The 25134-nt window shown below is 36.1% G+C and carries 30 protein-coding genes and 1 pseudogene; 12 read left to right on the top strand and 19 right to left on the bottom strand.

The features are described from left to right. The first annotated feature begins 135 nt into the window (after positions 1–135). The 3 genes from ATZ35_RS12970 (at position 136) to ATZ35_RS12960 (ending at position 1772) form a co-directional block, all read left to right on the top strand. On the top strand, positions 136–885 hold the full coding sequence (locus ATZ35_RS12970) for a peptidylprolyl isomerase (protein WP_208927603.1): 750 nt from the start codon (positions 136–138) through the stop codon (positions 883–885). Between the two features lie 60 nt (positions 886–945). Then, on the top strand, positions 946–1461 hold the full coding sequence (locus ATZ35_RS12965) for a P-loop NTPase family protein (RefSeq protein ID WP_208927602.1): 516 nt from the start codon (positions 946–948) through the stop codon (positions 1459–1461). A gap of 95 nt (positions 1462–1556) precedes the next feature. Beyond that, entirely contained in the window at positions 1557–1772 is a 216-nt protein-coding gene (locus ATZ35_RS12960) for a hypothetical protein (RefSeq protein ID WP_208927601.1), read from the top strand. Positions 1773–1836: 64 nt separating this feature from the next. Here ATZ35_RS12960 and ATZ35_RS12955 read toward each other — a convergent pair whose 3' ends face one another. Next, positions 1837–2208, bottom strand: a complete 372-nt coding sequence (locus ATZ35_RS12955; RefSeq protein WP_208927600.1) for a YxeA family protein — start codon at positions 2206–2208, stop codon at positions 1837–1839. 171 nt (positions 2209–2379) lie between these two features. Continuing rightward, on the bottom strand, positions 2380–2934 hold the full coding sequence (locus ATZ35_RS12950) for a TetR/AcrR family transcriptional regulator (protein WP_208927599.1): 555 nt from the start codon (positions 2932–2934) through the stop codon (positions 2380–2382). 247 nt (positions 2935–3181) lie between these two features. Between ATZ35_RS12950 and ATZ35_RS12945 the strand changes: the two genes are divergently transcribed. After that, complete coding sequence (locus tag ATZ35_RS12945) at positions 3182–4510, top strand: DUF1576 domain-containing protein (RefSeq protein ID WP_208927598.1); 1329 nt, start codon at positions 3182–3184, stop codon at positions 4508–4510. Further along, complete coding sequence (locus tag ATZ35_RS12940) at positions 4488–4826, top strand: hypothetical protein (protein ID WP_208927597.1); 339 nt, start codon at positions 4488–4490, stop codon at positions 4824–4826. Before ATZ35_RS12945 ends, ATZ35_RS12940 begins: the two co-directional genes overlap by 23 nt. Before the next feature lie 60 nt (positions 4827–4886). Here the strand turns inward: ATZ35_RS12940 and ATZ35_RS12935 are convergent. From ATZ35_RS12935 to rpsP, 3 genes and pseudogenes are all read right to left on the bottom strand, one after another. Continuing rightward, positions 4887–5432: pseudogene (locus tag ATZ35_RS12935) on the bottom strand (TIGR01440 family protein). A 110-nt stretch (positions 5433–5542) separates the two neighbouring features. Then, positions 5543–5788: a KH domain-containing protein gene (locus ATZ35_RS12930; RefSeq protein WP_208927596.1), complete on the bottom strand. Its 246-nt coding sequence runs from the start codon at positions 5786–5788 to the stop codon at positions 5543–5545. Between the two features lie 11 nt (positions 5789–5799). Beyond that, positions 5800–6075, bottom strand: a complete 276-nt coding sequence (gene rpsP / locus ATZ35_RS12925) for a 30S ribosomal protein S16 (protein ID WP_010761445.1) — start codon at positions 6073–6075, stop codon at positions 5800–5802. Between the two features lie 429 nt (positions 6076–6504). On the opposite strand from rpsP, the gene ATZ35_RS12920 reads away from it, so the two are divergent. Continuing rightward, positions 6505–7056 (top strand): NADPH-dependent FMN reductase, encoded by a 552-nt coding sequence (locus ATZ35_RS12920; protein ID WP_208927595.1) that lies wholly within the window; start codon positions 6505–6507, stop codon positions 7054–7056. Positions 7057–7106: 50 nt separating this feature from the next. Here ATZ35_RS12920 and ATZ35_RS12915 read toward each other — a convergent pair whose 3' ends face one another. Next, positions 7107–7676: a DNA-3-methyladenine glycosylase I gene (locus tag ATZ35_RS12915; protein WP_208927594.1), complete on the bottom strand. Its 570-nt coding sequence runs from the start codon at positions 7674–7676 to the stop codon at positions 7107–7109. Positions 7677–7807: 131 nt separating this feature from the next. Here ATZ35_RS12915 and ATZ35_RS12910 point away from each other — a divergent pair, with 131 nt between their 5' ends. The 3 genes from ATZ35_RS12910 to ATZ35_RS12900 are packed head-to-tail and all read left to right on the top strand — an operon-like array spanning position 7808 to position 10250. Beyond that, a complete protein-coding gene (locus ATZ35_RS12910; RefSeq protein ID WP_208927593.1) occupies positions 7808–8188 on the top strand; it encodes a GntR family transcriptional regulator in 381 nt (126 codons plus the stop codon). 2 nt (positions 8189–8190) lie between these two features. Next, on the top strand, positions 8191–9090 hold the full coding sequence (locus ATZ35_RS12905) for an ATP-binding cassette domain-containing protein (protein ID WP_208927592.1): 900 nt from the start codon (positions 8191–8193) through the stop codon (positions 9088–9090). Continuing rightward, complete coding sequence (locus tag ATZ35_RS12900) at positions 9087–10250, top strand: ABC transporter permease (RefSeq protein ID WP_208927591.1); 1164 nt, start codon at positions 9087–9089, stop codon at positions 10248–10250. Before ATZ35_RS12905 ends, ATZ35_RS12900 begins: the two co-directional genes overlap by 4 nt. A gap of 60 nt (positions 10251–10310) precedes the next feature. Here the strand turns inward: ATZ35_RS12900 and ffh are convergent, their stop codons facing one another. The 4 genes from ffh to ATZ35_RS12880 are packed head-to-tail and all read right to left on the bottom strand — an operon-like array spanning position 10311 to position 13237. Next, on the bottom strand, positions 10311–11729 hold the full coding sequence (gene ffh / locus ATZ35_RS12895; protein ID WP_208927590.1) for a signal recognition particle protein: 1419 nt from the start codon (positions 11727–11729) through the stop codon (positions 10311–10313). A 4-nt stretch (positions 11730–11733) separates the two neighbouring features. Beyond that, positions 11734–12072 (bottom strand): putative DNA-binding protein, encoded by a 339-nt coding sequence (locus ATZ35_RS12890; protein ID WP_208927589.1) that lies wholly within the window; start codon positions 12070–12072, stop codon positions 11734–11736. 50 nt (positions 12073–12122) lie between these two features. Continuing rightward, complete coding sequence (locus ATZ35_RS12885; RefSeq protein ID WP_208927588.1) at positions 12123–12767, bottom strand: NUDIX hydrolase; 645 nt, start codon at positions 12765–12767, stop codon at positions 12123–12125. Beyond that, entirely contained in the window at positions 12746–13237 is a 492-nt protein-coding gene (locus ATZ35_RS12880) for a 2-thiouracil desulfurase family protein (protein WP_208927587.1), read from the bottom strand. The genes ATZ35_RS12885 and ATZ35_RS12880 overlap by 22 nt, the downstream gene beginning before the upstream one ends. Positions 13238–13382: 145 nt before the next feature. On the opposite strand from ATZ35_RS12880, the gene ATZ35_RS12875 reads away from it, so the two are divergent. Together ATZ35_RS12875 and ATZ35_RS12870 are read left to right on the top strand one after the other, a co-directional pair. Beyond that, on the top strand, positions 13383–14096 hold the full coding sequence (locus ATZ35_RS12875) for a response regulator transcription factor (RefSeq protein WP_208927586.1): 714 nt from the start codon (positions 13383–13385) through the stop codon (positions 14094–14096). Beyond that, complete coding sequence (locus ATZ35_RS12870) at positions 14093–15850, top strand: sensor histidine kinase (protein WP_208927585.1); 1758 nt, start codon at positions 14093–14095, stop codon at positions 15848–15850. Before ATZ35_RS12875 ends, ATZ35_RS12870 begins: the two co-directional genes overlap by 4 nt. A 65-nt stretch (positions 15851–15915) precedes the next feature. Here ATZ35_RS12870 and ATZ35_RS12865 read toward each other — a convergent pair whose 3' ends face one another. Then, the gene (locus ATZ35_RS12865) at positions 15916–16824 is read right to left on the bottom strand and encodes a phosphate ABC transporter substrate-binding protein PstS family protein (protein ID WP_208927584.1); all 909 of its coding nucleotides are present in this window, start codon (positions 16822–16824) and stop codon (positions 15916–15918) included. Positions 16825–17088: 264 nt separating this feature from the next. After that, the gene (locus tag ATZ35_RS12860; RefSeq protein WP_208927583.1) at positions 17089–18276 is read right to left on the bottom strand and encodes a pyridoxal phosphate-dependent aminotransferase; all 1188 of its coding nucleotides are present in this window, start codon (positions 18274–18276) and stop codon (positions 17089–17091) included. Between the two features lie 226 nt (positions 18277–18502). On the opposite strand from ATZ35_RS12860, the gene ATZ35_RS12855 reads away from it, so the two are divergent. Further along, entirely contained in the window at positions 18503–19561 is a 1059-nt protein-coding gene (locus ATZ35_RS12855) for a pyridoxal phosphate-dependent aminotransferase (protein ID WP_208927582.1), read from the top strand. A 66-nt stretch (positions 19562–19627) separates the two neighbouring features. Here ATZ35_RS12855 and ATZ35_RS12850 read toward each other — a convergent pair whose 3' ends face one another. The 7 genes from ATZ35_RS12850 to ATZ35_RS12820 all read right to left on the bottom strand — a co-directional run bounded on the left by ATZ35_RS12850 (position 19628) and on the right by ATZ35_RS12820 (position 25081). After that, complete coding sequence (locus ATZ35_RS12850; RefSeq protein ID WP_208927581.1) at positions 19628–19819, bottom strand: hypothetical protein; 192 nt, start codon at positions 19817–19819, stop codon at positions 19628–19630. Between the two features lie 408 nt (positions 19820–20227). After that, complete coding sequence (locus ATZ35_RS12845; protein WP_208927580.1) at positions 20228–21118, bottom strand: LysR family transcriptional regulator; 891 nt, start codon at positions 21116–21118, stop codon at positions 20228–20230. Positions 21119–21132: 14 nt separating this feature from the next. Next, positions 21133–21834 carry a carbonic anhydrase gene (locus tag ATZ35_RS12840; protein ID WP_208927579.1) on the bottom strand — a complete coding sequence of 234 codons (702 nt, stop codon included), beginning with the start codon at positions 21832–21834 and terminating at the stop codon, positions 21133–21135. Positions 21835–22024: 190 nt separating this feature from the next. Beyond that, the gene (gene pyrE, locus ATZ35_RS12835; RefSeq protein ID WP_208927578.1) at positions 22025–22660 is read right to left on the bottom strand and encodes an orotate phosphoribosyltransferase; all 636 of its coding nucleotides are present in this window, start codon (positions 22658–22660) and stop codon (positions 22025–22027) included. Further along, on the bottom strand, positions 22657–23376 hold the full coding sequence (gene pyrF, locus ATZ35_RS12830; RefSeq protein WP_208927577.1) for an orotidine-5'-phosphate decarboxylase: 720 nt from the start codon (positions 23374–23376) through the stop codon (positions 22657–22659). Before pyrF ends, pyrE begins: the two co-directional genes overlap by 4 nt. Then, entirely contained in the window at positions 23373–24302 is a 930-nt protein-coding gene (locus tag ATZ35_RS12825; RefSeq protein ID WP_208927576.1) for a dihydroorotate dehydrogenase, read from the bottom strand. The genes pyrF and ATZ35_RS12825 overlap by 4 nt, the downstream gene beginning before the upstream one ends. Beyond that, entirely contained in the window at positions 24299–25081 is a 783-nt protein-coding gene (locus tag ATZ35_RS12820) for a dihydroorotate dehydrogenase electron transfer subunit (protein ID WP_208927575.1), read from the bottom strand. Before ATZ35_RS12820 ends, ATZ35_RS12825 begins: the two co-directional genes overlap by 4 nt. Between the last annotated feature and the right edge of the window lie 53 nt (positions 25082–25134).

Here is a 25134-nt window from a genome sequence, read left to right as displayed (position 1 = left end):
TTTTCATTATAGCAGAATAAGAAAAAGTGGTCTACACCTTTTCTAAATCTTAAAATTTTTTGATTTGGACTGGCAGTTATAATGATGATTTGTTATGATGAGATGTAACTATTTTTGAAAGGAAGATCTAACTTTATGAAAACAAAAAAATTCATAGCTGCCACAGCACTTCTGACATCTTTAGTATTATTTGCAGCGTGTGGACCTAAAAATGAGAAAAAAACCGCAGACTCTTCTGCTGCTGAAACAAAAACATCTGAGTCTGTTGATTTAAACGCATTGGAATTGCCACAGCTCTCTGACACAGTCAGCGAAGATGAAGATTTAGTTGAAATGGTCACAACTGAAGGATCAATTGAGATCAAACTATTTCCAAAACAAGCACCAAAAACTGTTGAAAATTTCATTACTCATGCTAAAGATGGCTATTACGATAATGTCCTTTTCCATCGTGTTATCGAAAACTTCATGATTCAAGGTGGCGATCCTAAAGGGGATGGTACTGGCGGAGAAAGTATTTGGAATGGTTCGTTTGATGATGAAATTTCTAATCAGCTTTATAATATCAGAGGTGCCTTATCTATGGCTAATGCGGGTAAAGATGCACAAGGAAATGGTACAAACGGTAGTCAATTCTTTATAGTTCAAAATAGCGATGATATGTCAGATGGTTTATTGAAGGATTACTATCCAGAAAAAATCATTGATGCGTATAAAAAAGGCGGTACTCCTCACCTAGATGGCAAACATACTGTTTTCGGTCAAGTGACTAAAGGTATGGATGTTGTAGATAAAATCGCTGCTGCTGAGACAGCTGAACAAGATAAACCTAAAAAAGATATCCGCATCGAAAAAATAAACATTTTACAAGAAGCAAAAAAATAAACATTTAAAAGAATGGTGTGCCACTGCCATTCTTTTTTTCTTTCTGATTGGAGGTTACTCATGAAAAAAATAATGATCGCAGGACCAGTTGGCAGCGGTAAAACCACTTTTGCAAAACAATTATCCACTAAAATGAAGCTTCCTTACTACGAGCTAGACAATCTTATTTGGGATCGCCAACCTGCCGGAGACCGACCTTATCCTGTAGAAGAATCTTCCCGACAGCTCCAAGAAATTCTAGCTCAGGATACTTGGATCATCGAAGGCACGACAACTAAAAATTGGATCAAGCCTGCGATAGTTTCCGCAGACATAATTTTTGTATTACTGCCTCCCTATCGCATTCGTCTATATCGTATTATTCATCGCTTTATAAAGCAAAAAATGAACCAAGAAGCGGCTCATTATAAACCTACGATCCATCTATTAAAAATGATGTTTATTTGGAACCATCATTTTGAGAAAAAAAATCTTTTTGAATTACAAAAATTAGCTGAATCATCTCATAAAAAGCTAACGCTATTAACGAGTAACAACGCCTATGCTTCTTATAAAAATGAGCAACACATAGATTGATTGTGAAAAAAACTCTTTCCCTATCCTCATCTAACAGAATATTACTGTCCAATTTTGAAATAACGTGGTACTGTTGACAAAAGAGGTGAAAGCATATGACGTTTAATCCACAAATTGAAACGCTCATACTTGAGGCTTCCAATCGGAAAGCTCCTCATTTCGTAGCAAACGTAATCAATTTTCAGCATTTTGACCAAGAAGACGTAAAAGAGACTGCGCAAAAATTAATTGATGATGGGCGCATCCAAGCGACAATTCATTTTCATCATAACGATTTATGTACAATCGACTTTATACCTCAGGCTATTTGAACGAATTGATTACTAAAAAGGACTGCCAGCTATACATTTGAATGTATAGCTAGCAGTCCTTTTATTATTTCAGTTGTTGTAGAGCCTTTTCTGGTATAGCCTCTTCTGAAACTTCTTCATAGGTTTCAACATGTGCACCTTTATTGTATATTTTTAGGTAGCGATCTGTAACCAACTCGTGATCTGCTGTAAACGTTAGTTCTTTTTTCTTACCATCCTTATCTACAGCTTGTTGCTTATATGTTGTAATGCCGTAGCTATTGATACTATCGGCTTTTTTTGTTTTAACATAGACTTCACCTTTGGTAACGAGCGGGTTTAATTGGTCGATTGTACCAGAAAGTTCGTCCGATTGATTTTGCGTATATAGTTTAGCCCCAAAAAGAGCAACTCCTCCTAGTAAAGCAAGTACAACGATTGTTTTGATTATTTTCACGATAATTCCTCCAAATTTCATTTGATAAGCTTATTTTAGCAATGAAATAACCAAAAAAAATCGGTCAAATAGATGAACTCTGTTTAAGACTTTTGGCCTAGTATGTTCTCGGACTCTTTTTTATTATTGAGCGATCATACTGGATACAACTATAGAAAAGTAGTTCATGTCTTAGATCCAGGTTGCATCACTCTTTAATTTGATGGATGTAAATACGTCTATGAGTTGTTCTTCTGTTTTATTGAGTATTCCAGAAATACTTAACGTTGCCATTCCACTAGCAACTATCCATAATTTCAAATGAATATTTTCCAGCTGCTCTTGTGATACATTAGTATACTTTACTTCGCTTTGGATCGTTTTCTTGAACGAATTAAAAGATAGTTGGTGTAATTCTTTGCCATATGAATGTTGCTCTACAAATAGTGCTATGTACAGTTTGCTCTTTGCTTTGGCAAATTCAATCTGATTGACACCGAAATTTGCTAGAGTGTTTGACGTACGTACCGTAGAAAAAAAATCCCTTTCCAAACCTTCATACACTGTTTTTAACAACGTCAGCTTCAGTTCTTCCATGTTCTTAAATTCCAAATAGATTGGTTGCGTTGAAATCCCCATATACTCGGCAACACTTCTTGCTGTGATAGCAGAAAAACCTTTTTCTATCAACAAATCTTCGGCAGCTACTAAAATATGTTGTTTTTTATATACTTTTTTTCTAACCAAAAATAATCACTCCTTATTTAGTGGAAACTCTTACTATTTCATAAATCAAGCTATCCATGTGATAATTTATCATTTTATTTTTTTATTTATTCTTTTATTTTACACTCTTTTAGTCACTCATTTTCTCAATAATTATGGCTATATCAAAAAAACATGATAATTTGTCAGATTTTTCTAAAATGTTATTGACCGATGAACTATTTACACGCTATAGTTACACTATTGACAAATAACGGAGGTATTTTTTATGGCTAAAAATAACAGCCAAACACTTTTTTTACATACTGATAAAAAACAATCGAATATGGCTGAAAAAAATAGAAGCTATTATTTTTTGATTGGCTATTGCTTGATTCTGATCATGATCGGTTTTTTAAGTGAGCCTGTGACTACTTTATGGGCTGGTATGACACGTATTTTAACCTCCCCTAGTAATCTACTGACTGATTATATTGAACTTGGCACCTTTGGTAGTGCCTTTGTAAATAGCGGTCTACTCACTCTAATTAGCGTTCTTCTGGCTAAAAAAGAAAAAATTCCAATCAACGGGCCGATGATTGCTGCATTATTTACGGTATCTGGTTGTTCTTTTTTTGGAAAAAATCTGTATAATTCGATTCCAATTATTATTGGTGGACTTTGCTATGCCAAAATCGTGAAAAAACCTTTTTCTCAATTTATTGTGGTTAGTTTGTTTGGCAGTGCTCTTTCTCCGATTATCAGTTATTTAACATTTGGAATCTCTTTGCCATTGGTACAATCGATTCCTTTAGGATGCTTCGTAGGCGTTTTTATTGGATTGATTTTACCTCCTTTAGCTTCTCACGTTCTTACCTTTCATCAAGGGTTCTCCTTATATAATGTTGGTTTTACATCCGGCCTTATTGCGATGATGTTTACTGGTATCTTACGGATGTTTGGTTGGAAAATCGAAGGAAAAAATTTGGTTTCAACTGCCTTTCATACCAAACTTCTTTTTTTCTTACTTTTTTTATTTCTATTGATGTTTTTTGTTGGATTTGTTGTCAATCATTTTTCATTAAAGGGCATGAAGGAGATCAGTAAAACCTCTGGTAAATTGATTACTGATTTTATTTCTATTGCAGGAATCGGAGCAACTATGATGAATATGGCCTTGATGGGGTTGTTGCTCGTTGGGTATACTCAACTTAGCCATTCTACCCTTAACGGTCCAATTGTTGGGGCAATTTTATCAGCAGTTGGTTTTAGTGCTTTTGGTAATCATATTCTCAACAGCTTACCATTGTTAGTCAGCGTCTTTTTCACAGCACAATTCTCTTCTGTTTTTGCAGTCGATCAAACCACTGTGGTTCTTGCTGGGATCTTCGCTACAGGGTTGGCTCCAATTGCTGGATTTTATGGTATTATCTTTGGCTTGATTGCTGGATTTTTACATATGTCATTAGTTACAAATGTCAGCTATCTACATGGTGGCTTAAATCTTTATAATAATGGATTTTCTACTGGTTTTGTAGCAGCGGTCATGGTACCATTACTTGATAATATTTTACAGATTAGAAAGGTGAAACAACATGCAAGAAAGAGACAAAGCTAGGAGAATCGTAGATGAGTTATTAACTTACTTTTTTTCCAATGATATTGAAGAAATACGGATCGGCGTAAACTTTACATCTGAAGGTTTTTCTGTTGAAATCCAAGGGAAAACTGAGCAAGAGCCTGACAGTGTCCTACATTTATTAGAATTGCTAAACACACCTAGAGATCTAAGCATTGAATCGTATTATGATGAATTATTAGGGCTGACGCATCATGAAGAAGAAGATTATCACCTACTAGGTTTGATGATCGATGAAGCTGAAATTAGTTTTGACACACCTATCTTTGAGATCAAAGTCTATAGAAAAAAATAACTACCTCACTAAAAAAGCGAAAGAGCAACCTTCAATTTATAGGTTTGCTCTTTCCCTTTTTTATTCATAAACTGCACGAGTACCACCAATCAATTTAGGTCTCGTATGTAAATAAGTCGTATGCGCTCCACCAATCTCTTTAATTGAGGTCCGAACTGGAATTTGAACATGTTGGATATGCATCCCGATTGATGTGTCACCAATATCAATTCCGCCTTAGGCAACGATTTTTTCCACAACAACTGGATTTGAAAAACGTTGGTATGCTGATACTGCAGCAGCTCCTCCAGCATGTAGGTCTGGCACAACCGAAACAATCTCAAAATGATGGTGCTTCGCTACTTCTTTTTCAATCACTAAAGAACGATTAATATGCTCACACCCTTGTACAGCTAAATGAATCCCTCTTTTTGCCAAAAACTCTTGGATTGTCGAGACAATTAGGACGCCTATCTCCAAGCTAGAGTTTTTGCCAATCATTCCACCATTTACCTCACTACTACTACAACCAAGGACAAAAATATCACCTGTTTCAAACTTTGCCTGTTCAAAATATTCTGCAAGTCCTTGTAGCAAATGTTTTTGATATTTTTTTAGTTCACTCATCTCTGCCTCTCCACCCTTTCGTTTTTTATTGCTCATAGCATTATTATCGCGAATAATTGCTCATAGGTCAAAACAAAAAAACACCCAAAAATTGGGTGTTTATCTTTGTGCTATTTACCATCTACGATATTTAAACGAACTTTTTTAGGTCCATCCACACGCACACTGTAAACAATTGTTCGAATTGCTTTCGCAACACGACCTTGTTTACCAATGATACGACCAATATCTTCAGGTGATACAGTCAAATTGTACTCTAGAAAAACATCAGATTCTTCTACTTCTAACTTAACCATCTCAGGTTGACTGACTAATGGACGAACGATAGTTAAGACTAACTCTTTCACATCTGCCATAATTGGTCACCTTATTTCTTTTCAAGTTTAGCTTCGTGGTGTTTTTTCATAACGCCTTCTTTTGAAAGGATGTTACGAACTGTATCTGAAGGCTGAGCGCCTTTAGACAACCAGTCTAAAACTAAATCTTCTTTTAAAACTACTTCTGCAGGATCTTTTAAAGGATTGTAAGTTCCAACAGTTTCGATGAAACGTCCATCACGAGGAGAACGAGAATCTGCGACTACAATACGGTAAAAAGGACTCTTTTTAGAACCCATGCGTTTTAAACGAATTTTTACTGACATTTTATATATTACACCTCCATTAACTTAATCACAAATGTTAGTTTACCAGAAATTGATAGAGCTGTAAAGAGTTTTTTCTTGACACCTTAAAAAAAGCTTCGTTACACTGATTTTTACTACTCTTATGCTATACTTAAAATACCTTGGCAGGGGCAATCAATCGTTGCTTAACAAAGACAAGCTATGAACAGTAAAGAGTTCTCTTTATCTGTTCATAGCTTATTTTTAGTGTTTGTAAACGGTAGGAGCAAACGGCCTCGATACTTCTAGGATCGGAGTGAAACGAGAACCGTAGATGTAGAAGCACCCTTATTCTTTTCTAGGTAACTATGTCGTACTTACTAACAAAAGTCCTATTTTCTTGTAAAAAAAGGTAGTTAGTTCTAAAATTAGATAAAGAACGTTATTTAATAATTGGAGGAATGATTTATGAAGAAAAAAATTGGATTTTTTGTCGGAAGCTTAAGAAAAGATTCTTATAGTAAAGCTGTAGCAGTTGCTCTTTCTAGTTTATTTCCAGAAGAATATGAACCTATCTTTATCGATTTACATGACTTAACAATGTACAATCAAGATTTGGATGATAACGGAACACCGCCTGCTGCCTGGACAAAATTTAGAGATGAAGTAAAACAATTAACAGGTCTGGTTTTTGTCACGCCTGAATATAATCGCTCGGTTCCTGCTGTTTTAAAAAATGCTTTAGATGTCGGTTCAAGACCCTATGGGCAAAACATTTGGGATGGCAAGCCAGGTTTAGTTGTCAGCGTATCTCCTGGCGCTTTGAGTGCATTTGGTGCAAATCATCACCTACGTCAATCACTCGTTTTTCTGAATGTCCCAACACTCCAACAACCTGAAGCGTACATCGGCAACGTTGTCAACTTGATCAACGAAGATGGAACGATTGCTGAAAATACGATGAACTTTTTCAAAACGATTGTTGATGCCTACTTAGTTTTTTTAGATAAGAATAGCTGATTGACTTAAAAGTAGTCTAAACCAAAATGAGCAACTAGTTTTGGTTTAGGCTATTTTTGCGTTAATTCTTCATAACGAAAACAAGTTTCCACATGATCATTAATGATTCCTACTGCTTCCAAAAATGCATAAATAATCGTGCTGCCGACAAACTTAACCCCTCTTTTTTTCAAGTCTTTTGTTATTCTATCCGACAGGTCATTCGTTGTTGGAATCTCCTCTTGAGTTTGATAGGAATGGATCAGCACATTGTGATCATTAAAATTCCATAAATAGTCAGAAAAAGAACCGAATTCGTTTTGAATCTCAATAACTTTTTGGGCATTATGAATTGTCGCTTCAATTTTTCTACGATTCCGGATAATCCCAGGATTTCCCATGAGTTCCTCAATCTTTTTCTCATCATAATTTGCCACTTTTTTTAGATCAAATCCATCAAAAGCCGCATCGAAAGAATTTTCTTTGTTCAAAATAGTTTGCCAACTTAGCCCCGCTTGATTGATATCTAATATCAATTTTCTAAATAATCGTTGATCCTCATATAACGGAACACCCCAAATCGTATCATGATAGTGCTTCATTTTTTCATTTCCTTCTGCCCAAGAACATCGCTGTTTCACCTGTTTCCCTCCAATTATTCCGATTTTGTCTCTCCCCTTATCTTAACAAATTTTTACAAAAAGTGTTTACAAACCTAACTGTACTATGTATACTAGTACACAACGAACACTGCTTTAGAAAGGAGCTATTTATGGTTTCTATTGATAAAACAAGTAGCAAACCCTATTATGAACAACTTATTTTAGGAGTTAAAGAAGATATCCTAAGCGGATCACTTCAATCTGGAGACCGTCTCCCTTCTGTTAGAGAAATGGCTCGCCTGCTTATGATGAATCCTAATACAGTCAGTAAAGCGTATAAAGTATTAGAAGCCCAAGAAGTCATCATCACAGTGAAAGGTAAAGGTACTTATGTTAAAAAGATTGATACTGAACTTCGAGATGATTATCAGATACAAAAAATCAAAAAAAAGCTGAATGAGCTCATTATTGAAGCCCATTATTTAAATGTTTCTAAAAAGGAAATAAATCAATGGTTGGACGAAAGCTATCAACACTTGAAGGGAGAATAGACATGAAAATAGAAAATCTAGAAAAAACTATCGATCATCGGGTTATTTTGAAAGACATCAACTTAACATTTTACCAAGGAGAAATTACTGGTTTGATCGGACAAAATGGTTCTGGTAAAACCACTTTTTTCAGAACACTATCAGGTCACTATGAGTTGGATACTGGGAAAATTATGATTGATCAAGAAGATATTCAGAAAAATAAATTACTCAAACAAAAAATCTTTTATATTGATGAACAATACAATTTCCTCTCTGGTTACACCTTAAATAAATTGCTTGTTTTCTACCAAAATGCTTATGCCAGTTTTAACAAAGAAAAGTATTTGACCTTAACAAAGAAAAATAATCTGAATCCTAATTTAAAATATCGTTCGATGTCTAAAGGTATGCAAGGACTTTACAAAATGATTTTGGCTATTTGTTCTAATGCAGAGTATCTTTTATTAGATGAACCTCTTGATGGCTTGGATTTTATTGTCAAAAAAAATGTTTTAGGCCTTCTTTTAGATGCTGTTAGCGAAAATAGTCGATCGATCATCATTTCTTCTCATAATTTAAATGAGCTGGAAAGTATCATTGATCGTGCACTTATTTTGAAGAGTAATCAAATTCAGCTTGATTATCATCTAGAGACATTGAGAGAACATGCTCGTAAAATCCAGATGGTTTTCAAAACAAAAAAGGTTCCTCAAGTAGTTAAAGAAAACAGCCGTTTGTTGCATTTTCAAGGGCGTGTTGTTACAGCGATCTTTGAACACTATACTGAGGAATTAAAAGCCTTGATTCAAGCAGAGCAACCTGTTTTATTCGAGGAGCTACCTTTAACCTTGGAAGATGTCTTTGAAGCGAACCTTACTCATGAGGAAATGAATAACTCATTACAAGGAGAAATGGTATGAATAAACAATTAATGACTATTTTAAAAAAGCGTTATGGACTTGCTCTACTTATTACAAGTCTTTGTATTATCTTATTTTATGGTTATAACGGAGTCAGTGACGTCAAGCGTTGGCATGAAATGAATGCCTATTTCGATTCTGAAGAGTACATCAAAGATTTGCAACAACTATCAGAAGATGATTCGCCTAGATATAGCGGCTTATCACTTGGTGAACGACAAGCATTAGATAAAAAAGAAGGTTTAAGTTTATTTTATCAGACAACTTCCTACGATGAACACGGAAAACTCATTTCGGTTTCTGATCAACCTTACTTTTCCGCCTATTTCAATGAGAATCCAATTCTTCTGATTGCAGTGTTAGCAACAGCTGGCTTTCTGATGTTTTTCACTGATCTAAAAACAGCTTTCAATGAGTTTTTATTTTCCTTAGGTGTTTCTAAACGTAGAATTTATTTCTCGAAGTTTGCTCTTGTTTCACTCCCATTATTAAGTAGTGTTCTTTTGGCAAAAATAGTATTTGTTGGGATTATTACAACAGGTATTCCTACTGAGTATGTCAATATTGGGTTGCCGACTTTAGCTGCAAATGTTTTGGCTAGTTGGACAACCTGTATTCTTTATTTCTCCCTTTCTGCATTTATTGGCTTGGTAACAGGAAATATGATTTTAGGACCGCTGACAGTCTTTGGATTCTGTGCGTCATTAGAATTCTTTATTACTGGCGTCCTAAACGCATGGTACTATTTTACCAACGCAACAATTGATCGCTATATTACCAATAAATTTTTTGTTTACACTGTAAGTAAAGAATCAATTTCAGCCCTTCCAATTATCTTAGCCCTGACTATATCAGTTTTGCTATTCATTTTTGGCTCATTTCTGTTTCCAAAACTTACATTGGAGAAAAAAGGCAACTATTTACTATTTGATAAGCTAAAGGTGCCGGTCGTTATCGCTATGACACTTTATGTGCCGATGGTTCTCGTTTTTAGCAGTGGGGTCTATTTTGGCGAAGAAGTTAGTTCTCCTATTCCAAGTTTACTGACTTATTGTATTTTAACGGCTTTGATTGGTAGCTATCTTGTTTTTAGAAAAGAAATCAATGAGTGGATCAATCTAAAACGACAGCTAAATCGTAATAGCAGTATTAGTTCATAGTTTTGTCACAACCTAAAAAGCTGGTCAGAATCAATAGAGTCTGGCCAGCTTTTTTATGATTTATTTTTTCTTCTTTTTCTTCTTCTTGTTTTTCTTCACCATACGGTTCATGGCCATTTTTCCTAGTTTCCCTTTGATGCCTCCACCAAGCATTTGATCCATACCTGGAATATCCATATTTCCTTTGGACATTTGTTGCATCATTTTTTTAGATTCTTTAAATTGTTTGATCATACGATTCACTTCAACTACGTTATTACCTGAACCAGCAGCGATCCGACGGCGGCGACTTGGATTTAGCAAGTCTGGATTTTCTCGCTCAGCTGGTGTCATTGAAAGCACCATGGCTTTTTTACGAGCAACATCTTTTGGATCGACTTTAACATTTTCTAAACCAGGCATATTATTCATACCAGGGATCATCTTCAATAGATCCTCGATTGGTCCCATGCCCATCACTTGATCTAATTGTTCAATAAAATCATTGAAGTCAAAGCTGTTTTCCTTCATTTTTACAGCAAGTTCTTCAGCTTTTTTCTCATCATAATCTTGTTGGGCTTTTTCGATCAGTGTTAACATATCACCCATACCTAAAATACGGCTAGACATCCGATCTGGATGGAAAATTTCTAAATCAGTCAGTTTTTCACCAGAACCGATAAATTTGATTGGCGCACCGGTAACCGAACGGATTGATAGTGCTGCACCACCACGTGTGTCTCCATCAAGTTTTGTGATGACAACACCTGTGATGCCTAATTGTTGATTGAAGCTATCTGCAACATTCACTGCATCTTGCCCAGTCATTGCATCAACAACAAGCAAGATATCATCTGGTTGGGCAATTTCTTTGATTTGTTTTAATTCGTCCATCAATGTTTCGTCAATATGCAAACGACCTGCCGTATCAATCAAAACATAATCATTTTTCTTTTCTTTGGCTAACGCCATCCCTTGACGTACAATTTCAACCGGGCTTGTGTCTGTTCCCATGTCGAAAACTGGAACATCTAATTGTTGACCAAGTACTTTCAATTGATCGATTGCTGCTGGACGATAGACATCGGCCGCAATCATTAAAGGACGCGCATTTTCAGTTTTGATTAAGTGATTGGCTAGTTTACCGCCAAAAGTCGTTTTACCAGCTCCTTGCAAGCCAACCATCATGATCACTGTTGGGATCCGCTCTGATTTGTTTAAGCCAACTGTTTCTGTCCCTAATGTCGCTGTTAATTCTTCATCCACGATTTTGACGATTTGTTGTGCTGGTGATAAACTTTCTAAAACTTCTACTCCAACTGCGCGTTCACGTACACGTTTCGTGAAATCTTTAACTACTTTTAAATTTACATCGGCTTCCAACAAAGCCAAACGAATTTCTCTCATCATTTCTTTTACGTCAGCTTCAGATACTTTTCCTTTACGACGTAATTTGCTCATTGCCTGTTGCAGGCGGTCTGTTAAACTTTCAAAAGCCATAATCTCATTCCTCTACTTCTTGTATTTGTTCTATATAATGGGCGATCGTTGTATCTTTCGGATAGGTTTCTTTCACGTAGTTTTTTAATGTGTCCAGCAATTCACCACGTACCACGTAATCAGAAAAAAGATGAAGTTTTCTTTCATATTCTTCTAAAATTTTTTCCGTTCGTTTAATATTATCGTACACTGCTTGACGGCTGATCTCATATTCTTCAGCAATTTCCCCTAATGAAAAATCATCGGCATAGTACATCTCCATATAATTCATTTGTTTTTCTGTCAACAAAGTGGAGTAAAATTCAAACAACGCGTTCATTCGATTGGTTTTTTCAATTTCCATAGTCATTACTCCTATCTTCAATCCCTTTTAGGTTACCGATTTCAGAGTGATTAGTCAATAGTTCTTATTTGATTTTCCAGGATTTTTTCAAAAGATTCTATTAATCGATCATAATAACTTTGCGCGTTGGCACAAAAGTCCTTTTTAGAAAAACATTCTTCAATCACTTCTTGTTGATTATTTTTTTGATGATAACCTGTTAAAGTTGCTTTAGCACTAGGATCATTGAGTAATTTCTTTAACATCTTCAAAGGGACAGAAAACAAACTTTCCACTTCTTCTTCTTGTAATTGAAATTCTCCTAAAGAAATTTCTTGTTCAATCAAATAGACATTAGTAAATTCATTATCAATAAAATGCCCTAAATTGATTTTCACAGGAAATACTCCAAGAAAATGGGCTTTTTCAATGGGAACATCTATTCCTAATTCTTCTTTGACTTCTCTAAAACCATCGATGACCGTCTCTTGTGCTAATAAATGTCCAGCAGCTGTGATATCCAGTTGGTTAGGGAAGTCTTTCTTTGTCGATGAACGTTTTTGAAAATAAACCGTAAGCTCATTATCTGTTATTGTATAAAACCAACAATGAAATGTTTCATGCCAAAGACCGTATAAGTGGATTCGTTGCCTTGTTTCCGTGCCAATTTGTCGATAGTTTTCATCGAAAATCTTTAATACTTCGTTTTCTGACATTTTCTTTCCTCACGATCAAGCACTGTTTGCCAGTCATTTTCTGAAATAACCTCAAGTCCTTTTGAAATAAAATAAGACGTTGCAACGCCAGGTCCACTTCGATGATTTCCAGAAAATGTACCATCATAAATACTTTTTCCTCCACAGGAAGGACTATTTTCTTTTAAAATGATCGTTGTAACTTCTTTTTCAATTAGTTTTTGATAGGCCATGATTGCCCCGTGTTTAAATAGGTCAGTCACATCTGCTCCCGTGTTTGTAAGAACTTTCGCTTGACCATTCCAAACATCGAAACCGTCTCCACCTATGATTTCAGCTGGTTCTCTAGGAATTGGCAATCCACCTAATACTTCAGGACAAACAAGGATTGCTTTTTGATCTTCTACTAACTTTTTTAAGGCCACAATCTCTTTTGCTTGCCCATCATAACGACAACAAATACCACCAAGACACGCACTAATCCCAATCATTCGCTTCCCTCATTTCAATCTTTATTATTATACCATTTCTTTTGCTTTGAAAGTAGTTTTAGAAACATTCCATAAAGTTTTTGATACCTGCAAATCTATGATAAAATAATCTTGTGTTTATTTCGTATTATAAGGAGCCAAATAGATGAAAAAAGTACTCGTTGTCGATGATGAACCGTCGATTGTAACATTATTGACTTTTAATTTAGAAAAAGACGGCTATGAAGTGATGTCCGCTGTTGATGGTGCCGTCGGTTATGAATTAGCGTTAACCAATCAATTTGATTTTATTATTTTAGATGTGATGTTGCCAAATATGGATGGTTTAGAAATTACAAAGTCCTTGCGCCGCGAAAAAATCGACACCCCCATCTTAATATTGACTGCAAAAGATGATCAAGTTGATAAAATCATCGGCTTAGAAATCGGAGCAGATGACTATTTAACAAAACCCTTTAGTCCTAGAGAAGTACTAGCCAGGATGAAAGCTATCTTTCGCCGCTTAAAACCAGTCTCAAACAAAACAGAAGAGTTCAATGAAACAGTTAAAGCGCCTTTAGTATTAGGCGATATTCATGTAGACGAACAAAATTATGAGGTGACCGTTCGAAGCAAAAAAATCGAGCTAACACCAAAAGAATTTGAGTTACTCGTTTACTTTATCAAGCGCAAAGACCGTGTGATCGATCGTGATACTTTATTAGATCGAATTTGGAACTATGACTTTGCTGGTCAGAGCCGTATCGTAGATGTTCATATTAGCCATTTAAGAGATAAAATCGAGATCGACCCTAAAAGACCAGCATACTTGGTTACAGTCAGAGGATTTGGTTATCGATTCCAGGAGCCTAAAAAATGAAAAAACGCCAACGAATCGAGTATTGGCTAGTCGGTATTGTGATGATCATGTTGTTTGTCGGCAGTATCTTTTTGACAAACTATTTTTTTAAAAAGGAATTATTATCTCAGCAAGAAGAATATTTACAAAAAAAAGGAACCTTGATTCTCGATCAACTCTCCCCTAATTTATTTTTAACAGAACACTTCTCTGAGCAGGAAGAAAAATTGATTGAACACTATTCAACAGATAAAAATGAACGCTTGACGTTGATGACTGCTAAAGGAGATATTTTTTATGACAGTATCGATCCTGCACTTCATGAATCAAGAAGTGATCGACCGGAGATAAAAGCCGTTTTATCTGGTGCTGATTTTGGTTCGGCATTAAGAAAAAGCATTACGTTAAAACAAGAGTTGCTTTATCTCGCATTGCCAGTTGATAAAAATGGTGAACGAATCGGGATTATTCGCATGTCTGAAGAAACAGCGCAATTTTCTAATAGTATTCAATCATTTCGACGCTATATTTTATTCACTTTCGGTTTATTGTTTTTGATTATTACCGCTTTTGTTTTTTTACTACTTCATCAGAAAAATGAACCACTGGTCACAGTCTTACCGGTACTGAAAAAAATCGTCAAGTACCCCGATGAAGCTCGGTCCATTATTCAAGATTCACCTGAATGGAATGAATTGTATCAAACGGTCAACTTGCTAAGCCAACAAATGAGTCAAACTTATTTAGCTTATACATCCACAGATGAACAGTTTCATGCGTTACTCGATGAATTGATGATCGGTGTCTTTATTATTGATGTTGATGGAAAACTACAACTGATCAATCCTAAAATGATCGATATTTTGATGATTGAGAACAGTGATGTTGGTAAAAATTACTTCGATGTCATCAAGGAGCCTGCATTGATCCACTTGATTCATCAAGTCATTACAGAAAAAAGCTCTGTTCATCAAGAAATCAAGCTGACTGAATCATTAAATGAAACCATTTTAGATATGTCTTTACGCTTTATAGAGGAAGATGGCAATGATTACCAAGTTTTAGGTATTGCGTATGATTTAACTCGAGTGAGACAATTAGAAAAAATGCAAAAAGATTTTGTTAGCAATGTTTCCCATGAATTGAAAACTCCTGTGACTTCTCTATTAGGATTTACCGAAACTTTATTAGATGGAGCCAAAGAAGATCCAGAAACGTTGACCCAATTTTTGGAAATCATGCAAAAAGACGCTTTACGCCTACAGCAACTTATCCAAGAAATTTTGCAACTTTCACGGGACGGAAAAAATATTTCTTATAATGATCAAGAAGTTTCTTTGCATCCCTTTGTTCAAGAAATTTTGCGTTCTTATCGTAAAACGATCAAAGATAAACATTTAACAATCGAAATCCTTGGCGATGAAACCATAACCTATGTTACAAAATATGAACTTTTCTACCCCATCGTTAAAAATTTGATCGAAAATGCTATTCAATATTCTCAAATTGACGGGACGATTACGATTGATTTTGGTTTTACTGATATGTTCTATTTTATAGTAAATGATAGCGGTATTGGGATTAGTTTAGAAGATCAAGAACGTATTTTTGAACGTTTCTATCGTGTTGATAAAGCTAGAAGTCGTCATTCTGGTGGTACTGGTCTAGGATTATCAATTGTCCACAATTATACCGAACTATTAGGTGGAACCGTTATGATCGATAGCCATTTAGGCTTAGGCTCAACCTTTACAGTAAGACTTCCAATAAAATGACAAATCAAAAAGAGGCCGACGTTATTTACGTCAAGCCTCTTTTTGATTCTTTTAGGGGGAAGAATTTATTTTTTAGTAATGCTTCCAGATACGTCTCGTTCGACTTTCATTGAAGTTATTGGTAAGTAGCCTAACTCTTTGACTACTCCTTCTTGAACATCATCTGTCAACATGAAGTCTAAGAATGCTTTTACATCATCATCTGGTTGACCTTTAGTATACATATGCTCGTAAGACCAAATTTTCCAAGAATTGTCTGCAACATTCTCTTCTGTTGGTTTTACATCATCAATACTTAAGGCTAACGTTGAATCATCCATGTATGAAAACGCAAGATAGCTGATTGCTCCAGGTGTTTGTGCAACGATTTGACGTACGGTTCCTGATGAGTCCTGTTCCTGTGATTGGACAGCTGTTGCCCCATCCAGTCCCCATTTTTCGAAGGTTGCGCGTGTACCGCTGCCACTTGGACGATTGATCACAGCAATCTCTTGATCCTTACCGCCTAGCTCTTTCCAGTTTTTTATTTTCCCAGTAAAAATGTCGATCAACTCTTGCTTGCTGATATTTTTGACCCCAACTTCTTTATTTACAACTGGTCCCATACCTACAACCGCTACACGATGGTCAACTAGTTTCGACGCATCGACACCAGATTTTTCTTCGGCAAATACATCAGAATTCCCAATGGTTACAGCACCGTCAGATACTTGAGAAAGTCCTGTTCCGCTTCCTCCACCTTGAACAGAGATTGTATAATTGGGATTTTCTGAAATAAATTGATCTTTCGCTGCATCGACTAATGGTTGTAATGCCGTCGAACCTACGGCAACGATTTTAACTGGTTGATTACTATTAGTGCTACTATCTTTAGATTTATTACTACTGTCACTAGTTGCAGCTCCTTGATTACCGCACCCTGCGATCAAAAGTCCTACACTTAACATCATTGCTGCTACTAAACGTTTCTTCATCTTTACACGTCCTTTTCAATTAGTTACAAGCTTAGTTTAACAGCGCTCTGTTAATTCTGTTTCAACGTTTTGTAAATAATGAGTAAAGGAATGTAAAGGTTCTGTTGAGAGTAAAAAAGGGTCTTGGACAAAAGTCTTTTCAGATTAACAGCATCTTGTTAATCCCAAATAAACGGCGAAAAAAAAGCAGCTCCTTCGGAAATAAGCCGAAATTCACAAAAATTTGAAGAACAATTTTCGTGAATTCCTCCTTATTTCTCGGAGCTAAACGCTTTTGTCTCGACCTTTTTTCATCTCAATATATTGACCAATTCGTTTCATTGCTTCTTTTAAGGTAGCCAAATCTGCCGCATAACTAATTCGGACGTAGCCTTCAGCTTCTTGACCAAACGCCACACCTGGAATGATCGCAATTGCTTGTTGCTGAGCTAGATCCACACAGAATTTCATTGAATCTTGTTCATAGCCTGTCGGAATTTTAGCAAAAATATAAAAGGCTCCATTCGGTCTAGCCACTTCAAATCCCAAAGAAGTCATTTGTTCATAAACAAAATCTCGACGCTCACGATATTCTTCTTTCATTGCGGCTGCATCATTCATCCCTTCTACTAAAGCTCTAACTGCGGCTTTCTGTGAAATTGTAGAAGCGGCTGTTACTAAATATTGATGCACTTTGATGATTTCTGCTATTAAATTTTCAGGACCAAAGATAAAACCGATTCGCCACCCAGTCATTGCATGAGATTTTGATAATCCATTGATCAGAATTGTTTGTTCTGGAATAAATTCTGCAATAGAGACATGTTGATCTTCGTATGTCAATTCACTATAGATTTCATCACTTATTACAAAAATCGGATAGTTTTTTAAGACAGTTGCAATCGCTTTGACTTCTTCACGGTTATACGTCACACCTGTAGGATTACTTGGGTAATTTAGGATAATGGCTTTGACTTGCTCACCATGTTCTACCATTGCCGCTTCAATCATCTCAGGCGTTAATACGAAATGGTTTGAAGTCGTGTCAATATAAACGGGTTCTGCTTGAGCCAACGTAATCACTGGTTCATACCCTGGATAGATCGGTGCAGGCATCAAAACCTTATCGCCTGGTTCTAAAATAGATAAGAGACTTGCTGAAATTGCCTCAGTAGCACCTACAGTCACTAAAACTTCAGAGGTTGGTTGATAATTGACACCATATTTTTCTTTCATAAAAAAAGTAGCTGCTTCACGAACATCTGCTAATCCCGACATACCAGAATAATGAGAAAAATTTTGGTCGATCGCCTCATGGGCAGCCGTTTTTACATGTTCTGGTGTGTTAAAATCCGGCTCTCCTAATGTCAATTTTATAATGCCGTCGATATTTGTTACTTGTTCATCAAATTGGCGAATCAATGAAACAGCAATTTTATCTACTTGTTTATTAAAGCGTTTCGTTAAATCCATCAAACCATCTCCTCTTATTTGCTCATCTACTAACTGCAAAATCGATTATTATCGAAACACTAGCAGTATCATTGTATTTTTCTTAATGGAATTATCATAGCATAGTTCCGCTTAAAATGAAATTTCTATTTCAAAAATTCGTTTTTTCTTTCCAAATACACATTTTCCTCTTGCGAAAGCGTTCATGCTTCTTTATAGTTAAAAGAAATGAAGGGAGCGAACCAAAATGAAAGGTCTTAGAAAAATCACACCTTATGTCCCAGGAGAACAGCCAAATTATCCAGCTATGATCAAATTGAACACAAATGAAAATCCTTATCCCCCTGCTCCAAAAGTTGCTGATACGTTGAAAGACTTCGATGTGGAACAATTAAAACGGTATAGCTCCATTGATAATCTTGCTTTGAAAAACGCTTTAGGAGCCAAACATCAATTATCTCCAGAACACTTTTTGATTGGTAACGGTTCTGATGAGGTCTTGGCTTTTTGTTTTCTTGCCTTTTTTAACAGCTCTGATCCGCTCTTATTTCCAGATATCACTTATGGTTTTTATAAAGTTTGGGCTGATTTATTTCAAGTTCCATTTAAAGAGTTACCGTTAAATGATCAGTTTGAAATAGTTATTGATGATTATAAACAGTTAAATGGCGGAATCATCATCGCAAATCCTAATGCACCTACAGGTTTATTTAAACCACTTTCTGAAATCGAGTATCTATTAAAAGAAAATCCAGAAGTGATTGTCATCATTGATGAAGCCTATATTGATTTTGCTAGGTGCTCTGCTGTCACGCTTCTAGATAGTTACCCTAATCTGATCATTATCCAAACATTCTCAAAATCAAGTTCTTTAGCAGGATTACGGGTAGGTTATGCCATTGGCAACCCTGACTATATACAAATTGCGGAAAGTATAAAATCATCCTTTAATCCTTATTCAGTTGATATGTTAGCTGAAAAATTAGCTGTAGCAGCTGTTGAAGATTCAGCATATTATAAGGAAATAACACAGAAAATTTGTACAACTAGAGACTGGTTTTCTAAAAACATAACAAATTTTGGCTTTTCTACCCTAGTTTCAAAAACAAACTTTGTGCTGCTAACTCATCCGAATTTAAATATGAACGAGCTTTATCACTATTTAGAAACAAAAGACGTATTTGTTCGCTACTTTCCAAAAATTGAGCGATTGAATAATTATCTCCGCGTTTCAATTGGTACACAGGTCGAAATGGAAAAAGTTTCCCAACTCCTGCATGATTACGTGATAAATGATCACGAATAAAAAATTAGCACCAAACAATCAGCTGTTCAAAGAACTGATTGTTTGGTGCTATAATCTAGCTGAGCATTATTTACAACGCTTGATCATTGTAATAGTAACGACTGTAAGTATAGTTGTTGCGGTTACCGGATTGGGAATGTTAATTGAGCATCCCATTAGCTCATCGTCAGGTGTCCGCTCAAATGGTGTACCGATAATATCATCTAACATTATATTATTCCGCTTTTTTTCTATTGTTGAAATTGATAACTTCCTCATCTATTCACTCCATTCTTCGTTCTATATGAAATCCAGATATTTGGCTAAAATTCTTAACTTTTGATTTTTATCTACAAAATAGTCTTCTAGTAAATATGGCACCTGAAACGGCAGATTTCATATCAGTAAGCTGCAGTACACTTTTTCCCACAGATTTTTCAAATGACCTACCGATGACCTGGATCCATAACAATTTTATTCTCTCTTCTTTCCATCATTCCTATTGAAAATTTTCTCATAAAAAAACAACTCCTTCTTTTTTTAATTCCACCATAATTAAAAACGACTTAATAGATGGTATTTATAACAAAAAAGAACACCCTATAAATCAAGATGCTCTTTTACATTTTTTTCTATTTTGTTAGATAGCAGTATAATCCGATAAAAAATAGTTAGTCCTGACTCACTTCAAAATAATTGTTTCAATTCTTTTATAAAATACTGACCAATTGTGCTGATTGTTTTATTTTTTTGGTAAAGAACACAGATTTTATTATTGGTACTTTCTGCTAATGGAACCAAGCGTATTTCCTTTTTAGTAAAACCCGTTACCACACCAGAACCAGAGGCATAAGCGTCGGTCTCAACCAGCAAATTCATCAATGTTCCACGATCATTCGTATAAATCACTGTTTCTTGCTCCTGATTTTCAATTAAATCCTCTGAAAAATAAGCGAAATTGCTGCCTTCTTGGGTAAATCGCACTTGAGGATAGCAGCATAGTTGCTCCAGTTGGATTTCTTTTTGCTGGGCTAAGGGATGGTTTTTTCCAAGGAAAATGTGCGTTTTAAAGCTCCCCATCACATCATACGTTAAATTGGCTTGCTCTAAATATCGCTCAATCCCAGATTGGTTTTGGCTATTCAAATAAATAATCCCAAGCTCACTATGATAGCTTTTCACATCTTCAATGACTTTTAGTGTTGTTGTCTCAAAAACACGGAAATTTTTGTACTGATCTTTGAATTGCTGAATCACTCTGCCCATTACTTCGCCTAAAAAATCATAGTGTTGAGAGGAAATTGAAAAACGTTCGCTTTTAGTTACTTCCTGATAACGATTTTCAATCATTTCCATCTGAGTCAATATTTTTTCTGCATGTTCTAAGAATGTCAGTCCCTCTTCCGTCAAAGAAGCCCCTTTGTTCGTACGAATAAACAACGTCACCCCGATCTCTTCCTCTAATTCCCGAATCCCATTAGAAAGACTTGGCTGCGTGATAAAGAGCTTTTTCGCTGCTTCTCGAAAGCTGCCGTTATTAGCAACTGCTACAACATATTTCATCTGTTGAATATTCATAGGTGACCTCCATCTTATTCGGAAAAATAGATTTTTCGTCCGTTTAACGCTTGGGTAGGGCGATTATTGAACGGTAACATCCCTTCATCAATTCGTTCAAAGAACTCTTGATCCATTTTTTGAATCGTATCAAATACAAACCAATGGACCGGTCCTTTGGTCGGTGGTGTTGTCAACGAACCTAAATAATGAAAATGTGATTTTTGTTCAGGTAAAAAAATTGAAGGATCAAACCATTGTTGATGGGTTTCTGATTTCCATTTCAGCGTTGTTTTATTTTTTGAAAATTTATTTTCTTCTGTTGTAATTGTAAATAAGCAACCAACAACTAAGTTATCACCAGAATTATTCATATGAACTAAATGAAATTCCAATGGTGCGTGTTCGCCATCAAAGGTATGTTCACTTGGCGTATGAAAATGAATATCAGTCAAATAGTATTTTTCATCTTCAAAAATGATATAGCTTTCTGTATTTGGTGGAACAAAATGAAATGTATTTTTAAATTCTTTTTCTGTAAACTCTTCTGATTTATAACAAAAATCAATCGCTCTACTTGTTGATACACCATTGACTAAGTTTTTTGATAAATTAATTGGTGATTGGTAAGGATACTTTGCACCAGTTGAAAACCAATCACACAGGGTATGCCAATGCTCGGGTCCGAGCTCTCCTTCGTATCCCCATTCTACATCCATATTCCGAATATTTTTCATCAAACCCCACCTTCTAATTTTGTTACTTGAATAAAATAACTGTATCTTATTTAGGATTAACAGTCAATTTTCAAAAACGACTCCATACATTTTTTTTAAATTATAGCATATTTAGGAAGAATTCATTGAATCAAGAAAAAAAGTATAACCTTTGACTAACTGATCAAAAATTATACTTTCATGCGTGATACTACTTATTTAGCCAATTTTCAGGATCTTTTTTCCAATCTTTTAATAGCACAACATCTTTTTCTTCAATATAATTGGATTCTAATGCCGCATCAATCAATGTTGAATAGTTTGTTAACGTAATTAAATCCATGTTTTGTTCTTCAAATTTTTGTTTTCCTTTGGGTAACTCATAAGTGAAGATCGCTGCAACACCTAAAACATCTGCCCCTTCGCGTTTTGCGGCCTCAGCTGCTTCTAAAACGCTTCCGCCTGTTGAAATCAAATCTTCGATCACAACCATTTTTTGTCCTTTAAAAATCCGACCTTCAATTTGGTTGCCTTTCCCATGTTCTTTGGCTTTACTGCGGATATAGACCATTGGTAAGTCTAAAATATCTGCAACCCACGCCGCATGAGGAATCCCAGCAGTTGCTGTTCCTGCAATGACTTGAACATCAGGATAAGTTGCTCTGATTTTTTCTGCTAATCCTTTGGCGATTTCTTTACGAACAACTGGATAACTCATGGTAATACGGTTATCACAATAGATTGGGCTTTTGATTCCACTGGCCCAAGTAAAGGGTTCGTTCGGGCTTAAGAATACCGCTTCGATTTCTAATAAATCTTTCGCAATCGTTTTAGCTAATTCTGTCATTTGGTTTCTCCATTCCATTCATTTTTAATTTGTTGGTACGCTTTGTATGGCTCCTCAGCTTGTGTTATTGGTCGCCCAACGACAATATAGGTCGAACCGATTTTTCTTGCATCGGTTGGTGTTACTACACGTTGTTGATCGCCTACGTCGCTCCCGCTTGGACGAATTCCTGGTGTTAAGCAGATGAACGACTCACTTGTCGCTTGATGGATTGCTTGGGCTTCAAGTGCTGAACAAACCACACCATCTAAACCAGCTTGTTCAGTACATTTGGCGTAATGGATCACACTCTCATTTAATGAAACATCAATTAATTGCTCTTCTTGCATGTCTTGTTCACTTGTTGAGGTAAGTTGGGTTACAGCAATTAAGATTGGAACTTTAGCGCCTGTCAAAGTTCCTTTTTCTAGTCCTACTTTTGCAGCTTTCATCATTTTAATACCGCCCGCTGCATGAACGTTCGTCATGTCAACACCCAGTTTAGCTAGGCCAATCATTGATTTTTCTACAGTATTAGGAATGTCATGCAATTTTAAATCTAGAAAAACAGAATGACCCAATGATTTTAACCAACGAACAATTGCTGGTCCTTCTTGATAAAACAACTCCATCCCAACTTTAACAAATAATGACTCTTCCGCAGGGAATAACTGTAAAAAATTTGTTACTTCTGTTTTTGAAGGAAAATCTAGTGCGATGATCGGTCGTTGACTCATTTATTTTTTTCCTCCCTAACTTCTTTTATTAGTTGCTCCAAAGATTCGATCCCAAGATCTGCCATTCTGCTAGGCAATGCCTCGATTAGTTTTGGACAAATATACGGATCAGTAAAGTTAGCTGTTCCAACAGCTACTGCGCTTGCTCCAGCCATAAACATTTCTAGTACATCATCCACAGTCTGAACACCACCCATACCGATGATCGGTAAATTAGAGATTTGTGACACCTGATTGATCAATCGAATCGCAACAGGTTTGATTGCAGGTCCTGATAGTCCTCCTGTTTGATTGGCCAAAATCGGACGACGTGTTTTTAAATCGATTCGCATCCCTAAAAGTGTGTTGATCATAGAGAAGCCATCCGCACCGCCAGCTTCAATCGCTTGGGCAACTGGAACAATATCTGTAACGTTTGGCGAAAGTTTCACGTAAATTGGGACTTTTGCCACTTTTTTTACAGCTTGTGTTAGTTGAAATGCCACATCTGGATCTGTCCCAAACGCAATTCCACCATGTTTTACATTAGGACATGAGATATTTAACTCGATTGCTGTTACATTAGGAGCATCACCAATTTTGCTGCAAACCTCAACATAGTCTTCTTCACAGGCCCCGGCAACATTGGCAATGATTGGTACATCGTACGCTTCCAAAGCTGGAAGTTTTGTATTCATGACAACGTCCAAACCGGGGTTTTGTAGGCCAATCGCATTTAACATACCGCTCGGTGTTTCTGCTACCCTAGGTGTTGCATTGCCAAAACGTGCTTGCGGTGTTGTGGCTTTGATCATGATCGAGCCAAGTTTGCCCAAATCATAATACTTCGCATATTCTTCACCAAAACCAAAACAGCCACTAGCAGGAATGATGGGATTCTTTAATTCTAACCCAGGAATACTGATTGCTAACGGATTCTTCATCATAAAACCACCTCACTGGCTCTAAAAATCGGCCCTTCATCACAAACTTTTACACTCGAAGTGCCACTTTCATCATCCGGCACATGGCAGACGCAGGCGTAACAAGCGCCCATACCGCAAGCCATTCGTTGTTCTAATGAAAGAAACACATTAGGGTTATCAGAAAAAACGTGTGCGATCATTTTTAACATACCATTAGCACCACAAGCATAAACTGCATCAGGTCGTTCTTTTTCTATAGCAGATACTAAAAGGTTTCCCACATTTCCTTCAACACCAAAAGAACCATCGTCTGTCGCAAAACGTGTATCTCCTAAGGCCATAAATTCTTCTTGGAAATAAGCGACTTCTTTAGAGGCAAACCCGAGAAAATGTACGACTTCGATCCCTTTTTGCTTCAATTGCTTTGACAGTTCATACATAGGCGGAATTCCGATACCGCCCCCGATTACATAAGCTTTTTGACCAGCTGTCAGACAATCAACATCAAAACCATTTCCTAAAGGTCCCATCACATCCAATAAGTCCCCAGCTTTGAGTTCAGAAAAAACTTTCGTGCCGTCTCCCTCTATACGATAAATAATTGTACAAGTCTGTGCCTCTTTGTTAATTTGATTGATACTGATTGGCCTTCTTAAAAGCAGATCTGCTCGAGGTACTTTTATATGAATAAACTGCCCAGGTTTTTCCATTTCATCAACTAATTTACCTGTCAGTGTCATTTGAAAAATTCTTGGTGCTAATTTTTTTTGAGAAACGATCGTCATTATTTCCTGTTTCATGTATGCTACTCCTTCTCAAGACTTTATTGTAATAAAAGCCGAGAAGGTCTCTC

Source organism: Enterococcus rotai (genome assembly GCF_001465345.1).
GTDB classification, from domain to species: Bacteria; Bacillota; Bacilli; order Lactobacillales; family Enterococcaceae; genus Enterococcus_L; species Enterococcus_L rotai.
The sequence above is the reverse complement of the archived record's forward strand: the minus strand, read 5'-3'. Positions and strand labels throughout refer to the sequence as shown.

Bases quoted from the DNA above. Each gene is read 5' to 3' on its own strand.
- ATZ35_RS12850 (WP_208927581.1), bottom strand. From the start codon at position 19,819: ATGAGGAAGTTATCAATTTCAACAATAGAAAAAAAGCGGAATAATATA.
- ATZ35_RS12965 (WP_208927602.1), top strand. From the start codon at position 946: ATGAAAAAAATAATGATCGCAGGACCAGTTGGCAGCGGTAAAACCACT.
- ATZ35_RS12910 (WP_208927593.1), top strand. From the start codon at position 7,808: ATGGTTTCTATTGATAAAACAAGTAGCAAACCCTATTATGAACAACTT.
- ATZ35_RS12945 (WP_208927598.1), top strand. From the start codon at position 3,182: ATGGCTAAAAATAACAGCCAAACACTTTTTTTACATACTGATAAAAAA.
- ATZ35_RS12970 (WP_208927603.1), top strand. From the start codon at position 136: ATGAAAACAAAAAAATTCATAGCTGCCACAGCACTTCTGACATCTTTA.
- ATZ35_RS12900 (WP_208927591.1), top strand. From the start codon at position 9,087: ATGAATAAACAATTAATGACTATTTTAAAAAAGCGTTATGGACTTGCT.
- ATZ35_RS12930 (WP_208927596.1), bottom strand. From the start codon at position 5,788: ATGGCAGATGTGAAAGAGTTAGTCTTAACTATCGTTCGTCCATTAGTC.
- ATZ35_RS12940 (WP_208927597.1), top strand. From the start codon at position 4,488: ATGCAAGAAAGAGACAAAGCTAGGAGAATCGTAGATGAGTTATTAACT.
- rpsP (WP_010761445.1), bottom strand. From the start codon at position 6,075: ATGTCAGTAAAAATTCGTTTAAAACGCATGGGTTCTAAAAAGAGTCCT.
- ATZ35_RS12960 (WP_208927601.1), top strand. From the start codon at position 1,557: ATGACGTTTAATCCACAAATTGAAACGCTCATACTTGAGGCTTCCAAT.
- pyrF (WP_208927577.1), bottom strand. From the start codon at position 23,376: ATGAGTCAACGACCGATCATCGCACTAGATTTTCCTTCAAAAACAGAA.
- ATZ35_RS12920 (WP_208927595.1), top strand. From the start codon at position 6,505: ATGAAGAAAAAAATTGGATTTTTTGTCGGAAGCTTAAGAAAAGATTCT.
- ATZ35_RS12880 (WP_208927587.1), bottom strand. From the start codon at position 13,237: ATGATTGGGATTAGTGCGTGTCTTGGTGGTATTTGTTGTCGTTATGAT.
- ATZ35_RS12905 (WP_208927592.1), top strand. From the start codon at position 8,191: ATGAAAATAGAAAATCTAGAAAAAACTATCGATCATCGGGTTATTTTG.
- ATZ35_RS12825 (WP_208927576.1), bottom strand. From the start codon at position 24,302: ATGATGAAGAATCCGTTAGCAATCAGTATTCCTGGGTTAGAATTAAAG.
- ATZ35_RS12855 (WP_208927582.1), top strand. From the start codon at position 18,503: ATGAAAGGTCTTAGAAAAATCACACCTTATGTCCCAGGAGAACAGCCA.
- ATZ35_RS12865 (WP_208927584.1), bottom strand. From the start codon at position 16,824: ATGAAGAAACGTTTAGTAGCAGCAATGATGTTAAGTGTAGGACTTTTG.
- ATZ35_RS12845 (WP_208927580.1), bottom strand. From the start codon at position 21,118: ATGAATATTCAACAGATGAAATATGTTGTAGCAGTTGCTAATAACGGC.
- ATZ35_RS12885 (WP_208927588.1), bottom strand. From the start codon at position 12,767: ATGTCAGAAAACGAAGTATTAAAGATTTTCGATGAAAACTATCGACAA.
- ATZ35_RS12875 (WP_208927586.1), top strand. From the start codon at position 13,383: ATGAAAAAAGTACTCGTTGTCGATGATGAACCGTCGATTGTAACATTA.
- ATZ35_RS12860 (WP_208927583.1), bottom strand. From the start codon at position 18,276: ATGGATTTAACGAAACGCTTTAATAAACAAGTAGATAAAATTGCTGTT.
- pyrE (WP_208927578.1), bottom strand. From the start codon at position 22,660: ATGACAGAATTAGCTAAAACGATTGCGAAAGATTTATTAGAAATCGAA.
- ATZ35_RS12840 (WP_208927579.1), bottom strand. From the start codon at position 21,834: ATGAAAAATATTCGGAATATGGATGTAGAATGGGGATACGAAGGAGAG.
- ATZ35_RS12870 (WP_208927585.1), top strand. From the start codon at position 14,093: ATGAAAAAACGCCAACGAATCGAGTATTGGCTAGTCGGTATTGTGATG.
- ffh (WP_208927590.1), bottom strand. From the start codon at position 11,729: ATGGCTTTTGAAAGTTTAACAGACCGCCTGCAACAGGCAATGAGCAAA.
- ATZ35_RS12820 (WP_208927575.1), bottom strand. From the start codon at position 25,081: ATGAAACAGGAAATAATGACGATCGTTTCTCAAAAAAAATTAGCACCA.
- ATZ35_RS12890 (WP_208927589.1), bottom strand. From the start codon at position 12,072: ATGGAAATTGAAAAAACCAATCGAATGAACGCGTTGTTTGAATTTTAC.